The sequence below is a fragment of the Alishewanella sp. BS5-314 genome, assembly GCF_025377695.1.
GTDB lineage: Bacteria > Pseudomonadota > Gammaproteobacteria > Enterobacterales > Alteromonadaceae > Alishewanella > Alishewanella aestuarii.
On record NZ_JACEHJ010000001.1, the window covers coordinates 572,531 to 586,603 of the forward strand.

Here is a 14,073-nt window from a genome sequence, read left to right on the forward strand (position 1 = left end):
GGTTACTCCTGCACCACTACCGCTTTCACCTGAGCACCCGGCTGTACTTTTTGTAAGCCGGCGACAATCACCTGCTCACCGGCGGTCACCCCCTCCTGCACGACCCAGTAATGCTGATAACTGCGACCAAGGGTAACTTGTCGGGCTTCAACCTGTTGCTGATTATTCACCACTAATACCTGAGTTGCGCCCTTAGGCAAACGCTTTACTGCCGCTTGCGGTACCAGTACCGCATTCGTCTGTCCGGCCTGTGCCAGACTGGCGCGGACAAACATGCCGGGTAATAGCAGCCCATCCGGATTGGGGAATACTGCCCTTAAGGTCACCATACCGGTGCTGGGGTCGACACTGGCTTCGGAGAACTGCAATTCGCCCTGTGCCGGATATTGACTACCATCTTCCAGCTCCAGGCTTACGCTGACAATCTGCTGTCCGTCTTGCTGAATTTGCCGCCGCAATTGCAGCAATTCACTACTTGATTGCGTTAAATCAACGTAGATAGGCTCAAGTTGTCGGATAGTAGCTAATACTTCGCTCTGATTTGCGGTTAACAGCGCGCCCTCGGTGACCAGCGAGCGGCCAATTTGACCGGCAATAGGCGCAGTAATGCGGGTATAATTCAGGTTAATCTGTGCCACCTGCCGCTGTGCTGTTGCGGCTTGCACTTCGGCCGCAGCTTGCAATAAGGTGGCGCGCGCATCATCGACATCCTGCTGACTGACCACTTGCGAAGCGAGCAGCCCCTGTAACCGTTTCAGACGCTGCTCAGCATTGGTTGCGGCTGCTTGCGCCCGGCTTAAATTGGCCTCTGCGGTGGCAAGTGCCGCCTGATAAGGCGCCGGATCAATCTGATATAACGGTTCACCGGCAGCCACCTGCTGGCCTTCAGTAAAATGCCGTTTTTGCAAAATACCGCTGACCTGCGGCCGGATTTCTGCCTGTCTGAAGTCGGTGGTACGGCCGGGTAATTCCGTGACTTGCGTTAATGACTGCGATTGAACCTGATAGACCCCGACCTCCGGTAACCCGGGAGCGGTTAGCGCTTGCGGAGCCGGTTCACTGCAACCAGTTAACAGGCCAATTAGGATCACGAAAACGCTGCTATTGCGCAGAATAACTTGAAATTGCCGCATGCTTGCCCTTGCAGATGGAAGAATTAATCAATGGTAGGTTTTACCTGCCCTGGTTTGCTTAACAATATACATACAGGTTTGTATGTTTTCAAGCGCAGAAAATCCGTGCTGCGTTTAATGGCGTTAAGTGCGGGATAAAGTGTAGCAGCGAGTCTGTTGACCCGCTGTACGACCTTAGGCTAATGAACTGACTAAGCGGCGTTGCTCCGCCAATCCCATGCTAATGACAAAGGGGGATTCTGCCTGCTGCGCCTGACTAAAATCGGCTTTGCTTTGCCAGTTGTGCCAGTTAACAGCAATCAGACTTTGTGCGACGGCGCCACCAAGGCTACTGCCAGGGCCGAGTAAGATCAGGTGATCCGGCGCAAACTCTTTCACTGCTACCTCAATAGCCTTACTAAAGTGATAGGTCTGACAGACCTGATCGCCAAGGGTATAGGCTTTCAGCGCCGCGGCCTGGGCTAAACCGGCAGGCCAAATCTGGCCGCGGCCATCAATCAGCGGGATTTGCGGCGGGTGAAACAGTTGCTCGGCAAAACGACTCATCGCCTGATCCGAGGCCGGCTGCATCAGTGGGCTATGAAAGGCGGCATGACCGGGTAACAATAGCGGAAAACGCTCATCACAGGGCGGCAGTGCCTGCATCGCGGCTTGCACCGCCTGCTGTGTGCCGGCCAGCACCGCATAACCGCCATACACAATCGACATAAAGAGCGCACCCTGATGTTGCCATAGCTGCTCTGCTACGGCGCGTTGTTTTGCGGCATCGGGCTGCCAGTCGCTATTAACCAGCGGATAGATAAACTGCGCCCCGGCTGCCTCCGCCGTCAGCTGCGCCATACCGGTGACCAGCTGCATCTGACTATCGCCCTGCCAGACACCGGCACAGCCGAGCGCAGTATACCAACCCATAGAATTGCCGGTTACCGCCACGATCTCCAGCTGTTCGCGATCAATGGCCGCAAAATCTGCGATGCCACAGCTATAAATCAGCGCAGCCGCATTCTCGGCTTTTAAATGCTCGCGACTACTAAAGGCCGGCGCCTGATCCAGTGCCGTTACCGTGCTTAACCCGAGCTGCTCCCGCACCGCATCAAATTGCTTAAGCCAGCTACTGTCGGTTGCGACCTGCTTGAGATAGCCCAGCTCAGTGCGGTTATAGCTGCCACGACCGGGGCAAACGACGACGGCAGTTTTTTTACCACTCATACTAACACCTCCGCAGTCAGTAACTGCTGCATGGCACTGCTGATTTGCGCTTTCGATGGCAGTACCTGATAGGCGGCTGCCCCCAGTGGAATAAAGCTGTCTTCAGCGGTAATACGCTGGATCTGATACAACCCGGGCCGCGCTTCATGTAGCAGTGTAAACAGCTCTTCGCTGAGTGAACCGCGCCGGCGGCATTCATCCACCAGCAGAATTTTGCGACAAGGGCCCAGCGCCCGAATAATGGCATCGATATGCAGCGGCACCAGACAGCGCAGGTCAAGTAAACGGATGTCCGCTGTTTGATGCGGTAATTCCGCTAACGCCTGGCGACTTAAGTAATAACCATTGGCATAGCTAATTACCGCCAGCTGCTCCCCCTCACCATACACTGCCGGCTCGCCGAGCGCAGGCAACGGCTGATCTGGCTCTGGGTATTGGCAAAGCCATAAGCCATCGCCCGGGTTTAGCAGATCCCGCGTCATATAGAGCGCGATCGGCTCGAGCAGGATCACCAGCCGCTTTTGCTGGTAGGCCAGCTGAACCGCCTGACGCAGCAGCAGCACTGCATCAGCGCCGTTAGACGGACAGAGCAGAATAATGCCCGGAATATCGCGAAACACCGCAAAGGAATTATCATTGTGAAAGTGGCCACCAAAGCCGCGCTGATAGGCCAGACCCGCTATGCGGATCACCATCGCATTATGGTACTGGCCATTGGAGAAAAACGGCAGCGTTGCCGCTTCACCACGGATCTGATCCTCGGCATTATGCACATAGGCCAGAAACTGAATTTCCGGAATAGGCAAAAAGCCTTGCTGCGCCAGACCAATCGCCAGCCCAAGAATACTTTGCTCATCGAGCAGGGTATTAATCACTCTGTTGGCGCCAAAAGCGTGGACTAAATGCTGCGATACGCCATAAACGCCGCCTTTTTTGCCGACATCTTCGCCAAATAGCAGGGTTTGCGGGTATTGCGCAAAGAGATCGTGCAGCGCCCAGTTTAACAGCTTGGCTAGATGCTGGCCTTTACCCAGGTTATGCTGGTCAAAGGCAAATAACGCCTGTCGCACAGCTGGCAGCGGCAACGGCGGTGTCGGTAAAGCGGGATAATTCGGCGCGATCGAGGCCATTACGGCGGCAGCGCTGGTCAGTTTGGGCCGGCTACTGGCCACGGCAGCCACGCGGGCAATTTGCGCCGCCAACTGCTGCACACTTTGTAACAGCGCGGCCTGCGATAAGATACCACGACTGAGTAGCATGCCGCTGCTGGCTAATAACGGGTCCTGCTCCAGCTCGGTTTCAATTTGCTGTTTGCTGCGATAGGCCACTTCCGCATCGGCGCCGGCATGACCAAATAAGCGTACCGTCGATAGATGCAGCAGCGCCGGTGCGCGTTTGCTGCGGACATAGTGTGCGGCCGCCTTGGCGACGCGCAGTGTTTCGGCTAAATCACTGCCATCAGCAGCAAAGTAGCGCAGCTCTGGCCGCTCAGCCAGGCTTTGTTCGATCCAGCCTTGCGGTGTCGGGGTGGAAATCCCCAGGCCATTGTCTTCACAGACCAGCAAAATCGGCAGCGGCACATGCTGATAGGCCGCCCAACAGGCTGAGTTAATGGCGCCCTGTGCCGTCGAGTGGTTGGCCGAAGCATCACCAAAGCTACAAACCACTATCGCATCTTCCGGCCAGTTACCGGGCTGGCCAAGCCGCTTACTAAGATCAATGGCAAAGGCAGTGCCGACCGCTTTCGGTAATTGCGAAGCAATGGTACTGGTTTGCGGCGGAATATTCAGTGCCAGGCTACCCAGCACCTTATGCCGGCCGCCGGAGATCGGGTCTTCACTGGAAGCACAAAACGACAATAACATATCGTACAGCGGCGTACTGCCAGATAGCTGCTTGCTACGCTCAATAAAAAAGGCGCCGCTACGGTAATGTAAAAATGCCGGATCGCTCAGGCGCAGCGCAGCGGCCACCGCAGCATTAGCCTCATGGCCCGCACTGCCAATGGTATAAAAACTTTGGCCTTTGGCTTGCAGTAAGCGCGACTGTAAATCCAGCAGCCGGCTACAAAGCTGGCTGTGCCACAGCCGGTACAGATCGCTATCGCTCAGGCTGTCCGGCCAGTGTGGTGTGGGTAAGGCGCCTTGTTCGATGCGCGCCAAAAACCCCTGCAACCAGGGGTGCAAGGCTTCGGTCATGCTGGCCTCCGGCTTAGCTAAAGGCTTGCAAGCCGGTCTGGGCACGGCCCAGAATCAGCGCATGCACATCATGGGTACCTTCGTAGGTATTCACCGCCTCGAGGTTCATCACATGGCGAATAACATGGTATTCATCGGCAATGCCATTACCGCCGTGCATATCGCGGGCGATGCGGGCAATCTCCAATGCCTTACCACAGGAATTACGTTTAATCAGCGAAATGGTCTCGGGTGGCAGCAAACCGGCATCCATTAAGCGGCCGGCCTGTAAGCAGGCCAGTAAGCCAATACTAATCTCGGTTTGCATATCGGCCAGTTTCTTTTGTACCAGTTGGGTTTGCGCCAGTGGCCGACCAAACTGGATCCGATCCAGCGTATATTGCCGCGCCGCATGCCAGCAGAACTCCGCCGCACCCAGTGCCCCCCAGGCAATGCCGTAACGGGCTTTGTTCAAACAGCCAAAGGGGCCCTTCAGGCCACTGACATTAGGTAGTAAGGCGTCTTCCGGCACGGCGACATTATCCATCACAATTTCACCGGTAATGGAGGCGCGCAGTGAGAACTTGCCTTCAATTTTTGGTGCCGACAAACCGGCCATGCCTTTTTCCAGCACAAAGCCGCGAATTTCACCGTCCAGCTTAGCCCAAACCACAAACACATCGGCGATCGGGCTATTGGTGATCCACATCTTGCTGCCGTTAAGCAGATAACCGCCGTCAATCCGTTTGGCGGTAGTGCGCATACTGGCCGGATCGGAGCCGGCATCCGGTTCGGTTAAACCAAAGCAGCCTACCCACTCACCTGTCGCCAGCCTGGGCAGATATTTCATGCGCTGCGCTTCGGTACCGTATTCATGGATCGGATGCATCACCAGCGAGGATTGCACACTCATGGCGCTGCGATAACCGCTATCAACCCGCTCCACTTCGCGCGCGACCAGGCCATAGCTGACGTAGTTAACAGCTGAGCAGCCATATTTTTCCGGTAAGGTCGCGCCAAGCAAACCCAGTTCGCCCAGCTCATTCATAATTTCACGGTGAAAATGCTCTTCGCGGTTGGCCATTAACACCCGGGTTTGTAAACGCTCCTGACAATACTGATGGGCGGTATCACGGATCAGCCGCTCCTCTTCGGTTAACAGTTGGGAAAATTGAAACGGATCTTGCCAGTCAAATTGTGGACGCGCCATCTTACACCTCATTATGTCATGGGAAACGCCTGACATTCGCTGTAATAACCGACAGTTAACGCCAAAACGTCTTACTCTGTTGCTCACTCTACTGCGGCCTGATATAAAGTTAAAATATATTAATTCTGTAGATGCTATAGCTCTTAACTATGGATATTCGCCAACTCAAATACTTTGTTGCGGTCTATGAACAGCGCAGTATCAGCGCCGCAGCGCGCCAATGCTGTGTCGCCCAACCCTCGTTATCGGCGGCCCTGTTGCAGTTAGAGCAGGAGCTGGGAGTGAGCTTATTTCTGCGCCTGCCCAAAGGGGTTACCCCAACGGAGGAAGGCGATAAGCTGTATGGCCATGCCGGTAAGTTACTGGCACAGCTGGCCTCGCTGAAAGCCTCGTTTCAGGCACCGGCCGCAAAGGTGCGCTTTCGCCTCGGTTTAATTCGCGCCTTAGGCGTCGAGCGGATGAGTGCACTGCTGCGTGAATTTAGCCAGCAGGTACCGGGGCTGGAGCTGCACCTGGTCGAGCCGGATGCGCCTTGCGACGCGCGGATTATTACCCCGGCGCAGCAACAAGGGGGGGAAGTATTACAACCGATCTGGCGTGACCGCTATTTATTGGCATTGCCGCCGGCCTGGCCGCTCAGCCTGCAATCGCAGCTGACGCTGGACGATTTTCAGGACCTGCCACTGATTAAACGCACCCCCTGTGATGCCTGGGATTTACTGTATCCGCAGCTAAGCCGGCGCAATATTCAGCCGGCGATCCGTGCTGATATTCAAACCATAGAGTATGCGCTGGGCCTGGTGTCGGCCGGCGTGGGTTGTGCGCTGGTACCGGATTTTGACAGCTTACTGCAGCGTAGTGATGTGGCGTTAAAACCGATTGCTGGCCTGCAGCTGGAGCGCACCATTGCCCTGGCCTATCGTAGTGACAACGCCCATCCGGCCTTGCCGGTACTGCAACAGCTCTGTAGCCAGAGTAGTGCGCTTTGAAAATAACTTAGCTTCGGTAAGGCGTTACGCAAAGGTCTTTGCCGCAAGAGGCTTTAACCAACGCTCAGCAAACTCTTCTGCCGGTACCGGTTTACCAAAATGGTAGCCCTGCGCCCTGGCACAGCCGAGCTGCAACAGATAAGCCGCCTGCTCTGCCGTTTCCACCCCTTCGGCAATGGTCAGCATATCCAGACTTTTCGCCATCGCCAGAATGGTTTTAACCACCATATTATGATGGTGATCACCGGGGATATTATTGATAAAAGCGCGGTCAATTTTTAACGTAGAGGCGCGAAAGCGAGTCAGATAAGCCAGCGAGGAGTAACCGGTACCAAAGTCATCAATGGCCCAGCTAAAGCCCATACCTTCCAGCTCAGCCATTTGCCGCAGTGACTGCTCCGGATTGCGCATAATCAACGATTCCGTCACTTCCAGTTCAATCTGAGTGGGCTTAATACCACTGCTACAGGTAGCAAAATCACTGACAAGTTGCTCATTGTCAAGCTGGCGGGCCGAGACATTGACCGATAACCGGCCCGGTAAACGATAACCTTTTTGCTGCCATAAATTCAGTTGCCGGCAGGCGGTTTGCATCACCCAGTTCCCCAACTCCGGCATCAGGCCGCGCTCTTCCGCCAGCGGAATAAAGGTATCAGGTCGCACCCAACCCCATTCATCGTCGTACCAACGGCAGAGTGCTTCTGCGCCTGACAACTGGCCGCTCGCCAAATCCAGTTGCGGTTGATAGTTTAAACTGAGCTTGCCACTGCGTAGCGCCAGCATAAACTTTTCTAAAACCTTTTGCCGCTCGCTAAGCGCCTGGCTCATTGAAGGCTCAAACACCTTTAGGCCACTACCACTACTTTTGGCTTCGGCCAGCGCAATACTGGCAAAACGCAGCAATTCCGGACCATTCAGCTCTTCGGCGGTGACCAGAGCGCATCCCAGATTCACATTCAGCGCAAAATCTCTGCCGGCACAATGAAAGGGCCACATAAACAGCTTTTGTACCTGCCGGCACAGTTGCTCCAGTTCGCGTACCGAATACACCGGGCTTAATAGCGCAAACTGATCGGCAGAATAACGCGCCAGGTAACAGCTCTCTGGTAAATCGTCGCGCATCCGTTTGGCGGCAGCAGCCAGGATTTCATCGCCCACTTTAAAACTAAAGAGATCGTTTAATTCTTTAAAGCGGCTGATATCAATCAGCGCTACGCCCAAACCGGCCCTGCTGCCATCGACTCTTGGCCAGTTTTGCAACTTTTCCAGCAAATGCGCGCGGTTTGGCAACTGGGTTACCGCATCGCGATAGGTAAGTTTGCGGATAAAGCGCTCACTCTGGCTGCGCTCCAGTTCGGCACCGACCTGAGCTGCCGCTATGCGCAATACCTCACGGCTAATATCCGGCCGCGGTAAAGCCTTGGTTGCCATAATGCTTAAGATACCCAGCTTCTGGCCACTGGTATTCAGAATAGGCATGCCAAGGTAACTCTCAACCCCCAGGTCTACCAGCAACTTATCATCCGGAAAGGCCTGACACACGCCCTGCTGATACAAACAGGGTTCCCGCTCTGGCACGGTTTCACAGGGCGTCCCTTTTAGCGGGTAGCTGATATTGTCCAGTAACTGTCCTTTGCCATATAAGGCGATGGTCTTGGCCTCGACAGTGTTCAGTGTTGCATCAGCAATCAGACAAAATTCAACATCAAGCAGATGGGCGATACGTTGCACTAAGGTGGGTAAAAAATCCGGATAGCCGCTCTGGGTCAGCACATCAGCGAGTTGCCGGAACGTTTCCTCAATACTGAGTGGGGATGGCATCATCTTATCTAACAGCGAGCACAGGATGACCCCATCTTAGATGGGCGGCTACAGCAAAGCAAGCGTCAGCTAAGGTCAATTAATTCAATACAATCAATTGGACAGACTTCAATACAGGTCGGCTTTTCATAAAAGCCGACACACTCGGTACAACGCGCCGGGTCCACCTGATAATGCAGAGGCCCCATGCTAATGGCCTCGTTCGGACACTCCGGCACACACATATCACAATTGATGCAACTTACCTCGATAACGGCCGTCATCTCAGACAATCTCTGTTGCTAAACCGGCTGCTGCCGCACTGGCAACGGGTAGCTGTTTTAGCAACATCGCATGCTGCAATAGAACCTGTGCCGGCAGCTTTACCTTAAGCTGATAACAGGCGCCGGGTGCCAGTAGTAAATCCTGATCCTGCTGATTACGCAGCGCCTGTAACCGAAAGCTTTGATTACCCTGGGGCGTCATTAGGATCAATTGATCGCCAACCGCAAACTGGTTTTTTACCTCCAGTAAGGCAAAACCTTCGCTATCCTGCTCAGCGATAAATTCGCCAACCAGTAACTGCTCACCCACACTGTGACTGGTATCATAATTTTGCGTATCCTGCGGCTTATGGCGACGTAAAAAGCCCTCAGTAAAACCACGATTAGCCATGCCTTCCAATTCATTTAACAGCTTGCTATCAAAAGCCTTGCCAGCAACGGCATCATCAATCGCCTGACGATACACCTGAGCGGTACGGGCAACATAATAAGGTGACTTGGTGCGGCCCTCAATTTTCAGGGAATGCACGCCCATAGCGGTTAACGCCGGCACATGCTCAACCGCGCGTAAGTCTTTTGAATTCAGAATATAGGTGCCATGCAGATCTTCGTCGATGGTCATCAGTTCACCCGGCCGCCCCTGCTCTTCCAGCAGCGCCGGGGTACTGATCGGCTTAAATTGCCCGACTTCATCTTCTACTGCGGCATGCACCTGATAGGGCCAGCGGCAGGAATTAGTGCAGGTGCCCTGATTCGGATCCCGCTTATTAATATAACCCGAGAGCAAACAACGCCCGGAATAAGCCATACAGAGCGCGCCATGCACAAAGACTTCCAGCTCCATCTCTGGCACTTCACGGCGGATTTCAGCAATTTCCTCGACAGATAATTCGCGTGACAGAATCACCCGCTCCACGCCCTGCGTTTGCCAGAACTTTACCGCCGCCCAGTTAACGGTATTGGCCTGCACCGATAGATGTAATGGCTGCTCCGGGAAATGCTGCCGCAACAAATAAATCACACCAGGATCAGACACAATCAGCGCATCCGGCTTTAACGCCACCACCGGCTGCATATCGCGGACAAAGGTGGTCAACTTGCTATTATGTGGTGCGATATTAACGACCACATAAAAGCGCTTACCCAAGGCATGAGCTTCGTTGATCCCTGTCTCCAGCGCGGCTAAGTCAAACTCATTATTGCGTACCCGCAAACTATAGCGCGGCTGGCCGGCGTAAACGGCATCGGCACCGTAAGCAAAGGCCAGTCGCATCGCTTTTAAGCTACCGGCAGGAGACAAGAGTTCAGGTTTAAACATAGGCTGGGTCTCAATCAAGATCTGGGGCGCCGATTTTAACCGGCTATTTGCACCTTGCATTGATCCAGCGCAAGCTTCGCCGGCTGACTAAATCACACTTTCTTCATATACTGGTCAGTCCAATCAGCGCGCTCACTTCTTAAGCAACCTTGTTCCAGATCAAGATACGTCCGACCTATACTTTTATACTAGCCACCATCTGACTGCGATGTTGAGAACCCCATGTCTGAGCTGTTACTGGGAACTGAAAATACCGAAGCCGAACCTACCCTGGCCGAGCTGATTAAAAAGCCATTACTAACCTGCCCGCCTGACACCAGCTTACAGCAGGCGGCCAAGCTAATGCGCAGCCATAATGTCAGCTGCATTCTGGTGGAAGAGCAAGGTCAAATTACTGGTATCTGGTCAGAAGCCGATACCCGCAAGCTGGATTTCGCCGGCAGTAAACCCGCTGACATCAAAGTGGGCTCAGTGATGTCATCACCAGTGATCAGTGCCAGTGGCCTGACGCGCTTAAGTGGTGCGGCCAGTTTGATGCTAAACCATAATATCCGGCGCCTGCTGGTGGTCGATAATCAGCAAAAGCCGCTTGGGCTGCTGACCCAGAGCGATATTATCCGCCAGCAAAAGATTGAGTTTTACCTGCGGTTTCGCGAAGTCGGCAGCTGTATTGATAAAGCACCACTGCATCTGGCGGCGGCCTTACCACTGGCTGAAGCCGTTGCCGCTATGCGTCATTTTGCGACCGATGCGGCCATTGTCTGCTTTGCGGCCGATGACTACGGCCTGGTAACGGAACGGGATTTGGTGCGCTTACTGGCTGAGGATTGCGCAGTAAAGTCGATCGGTGAGCTGGCAAGCCGGCCGCTATTAACGGTTGCGCCAGACCTGACGTTACTACAGGCGGTGGAGCTGTTAACCGAGCATGGCATTCGCCATCTGGGGGTCGCCAAAGATGACAATATCTGTGGCTTGTTATCCTTTAGTGATATTTTGCGCAATGTCGAATATGCCTATATTGAACAGCTAAAAACGGCGCTACGCGATCGTGATAACGCACTGCGTACCTCGGCCGACTATTTACGGCTGGCACATAAGGTGATTGATGCCTCTATGGACGGCATTATGATCACTGACCAACATGGTTTTATTCAATCTGTTAACCCCAGCTTTAGTAAGCTCACCGGTTATAGTCAGGAAGAGGCGATTGGCCAAACCCCGCGTCTGCTCAGCTCCGGTTTACATACCGCAGATTTTTACCGCCGGATGTGGCAAACCCTGCTCGAACAAGGCCACTGGCAGGGTGAAATCTGGAATAAACGCAAAAACGGTGAGCTCTACCCACAGTGGCTAAGCATTACTGCCATTCGCGCTGAAGATGGCCGGATTACCCAGTATGCGTCTATCTTCAGTGATATTACCGAACGCAAACAGCAGGAAGAGAAAATCCATCAACTGGCCTATATGGATGAGCTAACCGGGCTGGCAAACCGGCGGATGTTTTTCGATCGGCTGCAATTGGCGCTGGCGAATGCTCATCGCCATAAGCACACGCTGGCGGTGATGTTTCTTGATTTAGACTTGTTTAAACGGATTAACGATACGCTGGGGCATCTGGCCGGCGATCAGGCATTAAAAGAAGTCGCAAAGCGCTTACAGGCGACAGTGCGTGAGGGCGAATCTGTGGCCCGTATTGGCGGCGATGAATTTACTATTCTGATCCCGGAAGTCAGTTGTGTGAAATCACTGGAAAACCTGGCGCAGCGGCTGATTTCGCAATTCGAACGGCCGGTAAAGCTATTGGAGCAGGAGTTCTTTTTAACCACCAGTATCGGCATCAGTGTCTATCCGAAAGATGGCCATAATGCTGAGCTATTAGTCAAACATGCTGATGTTGCCATGTATCAGGCGAAAAGTGCTGGCCGTAATCAGTTTAGTTTTTATCAGGCCAGCAGCGGGCTGCAAAATGAAGAGGAGCTAAAGCTGGAGCAAGCGCTACGCCTGGCACTGCGTCAGCAACTGCTGCAGGTCTATTATCAGCCCAAATTTGCGTTACAGAGCGGCGATATTATCGGCCTGGAAGCGCTGGTGCGCTGGCAGGATACGGAGCTGGGGATGATTTCACCGGCGCTGTTTATTCCGCTGGCGGAAAAGCTTGGGCTCATTCACCAATTGGGCGAACAGGTATTACGTCAGGTTTGCCATCAACTCAGGCGCTGGGGTGAACGGGCGCTGCCGGTGGCAGTCAATATTTCGGCATTACAGCTGGCGGAAGCCGATTTTCTGCCCCGGCTACGAGCGATTTTGCAGCAAAGTGATATCAACGCGTCCCTGCTGGAGCTGGAGCTTACCGAAAGCTGCTTAATCCCGGAGCATGCGGACTATACGCTGGGGGTACTAACGGAACTTAAAGCTCTGGGTTTAAGGCTGTCGATTGATGATTTTGGTACCGGTTACTCGTCACTGTCTTACCTGCGCCGCTTACCGCTGGATGCGCTAAAAATTGACCGCAGCTTTATCCGCGATTTACCGCAAAGTGAGAGTGATAGTCAGATCACCCTGGCCATTATCGCCATGGCCAAGGCACTGGGCTTAGAAGTGATTGCCGAGGGTATCGAACAACAGGCGCAACGTGATTTTCTGCTGGCGGCCGGCTGCGACACGGGTCAGGGTTTTCTGGTTTCGCCGGCGCTGCCGGCTGCGGAGCTAACGCTATTCTTGGCAAAGCGTAACACTACGGCTGAATACTGACCGCCTACCCCCTAAGGGGTAGCCAAACGCTCCTTCATGGCAATAACAAAAGCTGCTTCACTACTTTAAGCTTACTACACAACGCCGAAGCCACCGGCTCTAACCCTGCCTGCAGGTATGAACGGTGTGCCGTGGTAATAATACCACCGGGTGTGGCGGGAAACGGCCTCACCTCCCAACCTGGAAAGGTGTCATTAGTATGCTTATTGATGCGTATCAGCGCCGTTTTAGCTATTTACGGCTCTCCGTAACCGAAAGCTGTAACTTTCGCTGCACTTACTGCCTGCCCGATGGCACTGATTGCGACTCCCGGGCCGGCGAGCTGACGCTGCCGGAAATCCGCCGTCTGGTCACTGCCTTTGCCCGCCTCGGCACCCGCAAAGTGCGGATCACCGGTGGTGAACCTTCGCTGCGTAAAGATTTAACGGAGATTATCGCCACCTGTAAGGCAGTACCCGGCATCGAAAAAGTCGCCCTGACGACTAATGGCTATCGCTTACAGCGTGATGCCGCTGCCTGGCAAGCCGCAGGGCTGGATGCGGTTAATGTCAGTGTCGATAGCCTGGACGCGGCGACCTTTCATCTGGTCACAGGGCAGGACAAACTGGCCGACATCCTGGCCGGTGTCGCCACAGCCAAAGCCGTTGGCATTAAGCAAGTCAAAATCAATACGGTGCTGTTAAAGCAGCATAATGCGCTGGCGTTGCCGGATTTTCTTAGCTTTGTAAAACAGCAGGACTTGTCGCTGCGCTTTATTGAGCTGATGCGCACCAACGACAACCTCAGCTTCTATCAGCGTCAGCATTTAAGTGGCGCCAGTATTCAGCAACAGTTGGAAACCCAAGGCTGGCAGTTATTGCCAAAAGGCATCAGTGATGGCCCGGCATTGGAATACGCCCATCCGCACTATCAGGGCCGCATCGGCCTGATTATGCCCTACAGCAAAGATTTCTGTGCCGATTGCAATCGCCTGCGGGTTTCCAGCAAAGGGCAGCTGTATCTCTGTCTGTTTACCGACAGCTATCAGGATCTACGCAGCTTGCTACAAAGTGAGCACAGTGCACCCTTGGAGCGCTTTCTGCAGCAAGCGCTAACCGGTAAAGCTGAGAGCCATCAACTGCAACAGCAGCACAGTGGCAGCACCCGGCATTTAGCGCAAATTGGCGGCTAAGACGCAGTCTTGTCTACAACAGCATGCTGGA

Annotated in this window: 10 protein-coding genes and 1 riboswitch; of the genes, 3 read left to right on the forward strand and 7 right to left on the reverse strand. The window is 53.9% G+C overall.

Features of this window, described 5'->3' with window-relative positions:
• Positions 1 to 2 precede the first annotated feature (2 nt).
• The 4 genes from H1D31_RS02660 to H1D31_RS02675 all read right to left on the reverse strand — a co-directional run bounded on the left by H1D31_RS02660 (position 3) and on the right by H1D31_RS02675 (position 5,729).
• Positions 3 to 1,133 carry an efflux RND transporter periplasmic adaptor subunit gene (locus tag H1D31_RS02660; protein ID WP_261255781.1) on the reverse strand — a complete coding sequence of 377 codons (1,131 nt, stop codon included), beginning with the start codon at positions 1,131 to 1,133 and terminating at the stop codon, positions 3 to 5.
• Positions 1,134 to 1,307: 174 nt separating this feature from the next.
• Positions 1,308 to 2,342, reverse strand: a complete 1,035-nt coding sequence (locus H1D31_RS02665) for a malonyl CoA-ACP transacylase (RefSeq protein WP_261255785.1) — start codon at positions 2,340 to 2,342, stop codon at positions 1,308 to 1,310.
• Complete coding sequence (locus tag H1D31_RS02670) at positions 2,339 to 4,540, reverse strand: thiamine pyrophosphate-dependent enzyme (RefSeq protein WP_261255787.1); 2,202 nt, start codon at positions 4,538 to 4,540, stop codon at positions 2,339 to 2,341. Before H1D31_RS02670 ends, H1D31_RS02665 begins: the two co-directional genes overlap by 4 nt.
• Before the next feature lie 13 nt (positions 4,541 to 4,553).
• Positions 4,554 to 5,729: an acyl-CoA dehydrogenase gene (locus H1D31_RS02675; protein ID WP_008950942.1), complete on the reverse strand. Its 1,176-nt coding sequence runs from the start codon at positions 5,727 to 5,729 to the stop codon at positions 4,554 to 4,556.
• A gap of 149 nt (positions 5,730 to 5,878) precedes the next feature.
• On the opposite strand from H1D31_RS02675, the gene H1D31_RS02680 reads away from it, so the two are divergent.
• Complete coding sequence (locus H1D31_RS02680; RefSeq protein ID WP_065954674.1) at positions 5,879 to 6,718, forward strand: LysR family transcriptional regulator; 840 nt, start codon at positions 5,879 to 5,881, stop codon at positions 6,716 to 6,718.
• Positions 6,719 to 6,742: 24 nt separating this feature from the next.
• Here the strand turns inward: H1D31_RS02680 and H1D31_RS02685 are convergent, their stop codons facing one another.
• The 3 genes from H1D31_RS02685 to yegQ all read right to left on the reverse strand — a co-directional run bounded on the left by H1D31_RS02685 (position 6,743) and on the right by yegQ (position 10,120).
• The gene (locus tag H1D31_RS02685) at positions 6,743 to 8,542 is read right to left on the reverse strand and encodes a sensor domain-containing phosphodiesterase (RefSeq protein ID WP_261255791.1); all 1,800 of its coding nucleotides are present in this window, start codon (positions 8,540 to 8,542) and stop codon (positions 6,743 to 6,745) included.
• 62 nt (positions 8,543 to 8,604) lie between these two features.
• Positions 8,605 to 8,802 carry a YfhL family 4Fe-4S dicluster ferredoxin gene (locus H1D31_RS02690; RefSeq protein ID WP_261255792.1) on the reverse strand — a complete coding sequence of 66 codons (198 nt, stop codon included), beginning with the start codon at positions 8,800 to 8,802 and terminating at the stop codon, positions 8,605 to 8,607.
• A 1-nt stretch (position 8,803) separates the two neighbouring features.
• Positions 8,804 to 10,120 carry a tRNA 5-hydroxyuridine modification protein YegQ gene (yegQ, locus tag H1D31_RS02695; RefSeq protein ID WP_261255794.1) on the reverse strand — a complete coding sequence of 439 codons (1,317 nt, stop codon included), beginning with the start codon at positions 10,118 to 10,120 and terminating at the stop codon, positions 8,804 to 8,806.
• A gap of 222 nt (positions 10,121 to 10,342) precedes the next feature.
• Here yegQ and H1D31_RS02700 point away from each other — a divergent pair, with 222 nt between their 5' ends.
• Together H1D31_RS02700 and moaA are read left to right on the forward strand one after the other, a co-directional pair.
• Complete coding sequence (locus H1D31_RS02700; RefSeq protein WP_261255796.1) at positions 10,343 to 12,871, forward strand: EAL domain-containing protein; 2,529 nt, start codon at positions 10,343 to 10,345, stop codon at positions 12,869 to 12,871.
• A 70-nt stretch (positions 12,872 to 12,941) separates the two neighbouring features.
• Positions 12,942 to 13,078: riboswitch (molybdenum cofactor riboswitch) on the forward strand.
• Positions 13,071 to 14,042, forward strand: coding sequence for a GTP 3',8-cyclase MoaA (gene moaA, locus H1D31_RS02705; protein WP_261255798.1), 972 nt, complete (start codon positions 13,071 to 13,073; stop codon positions 14,040 to 14,042). It overlaps the preceding riboswitch by 8 nt.
• Positions 14,043 to 14,073 lie beyond the last annotated feature (31 nt).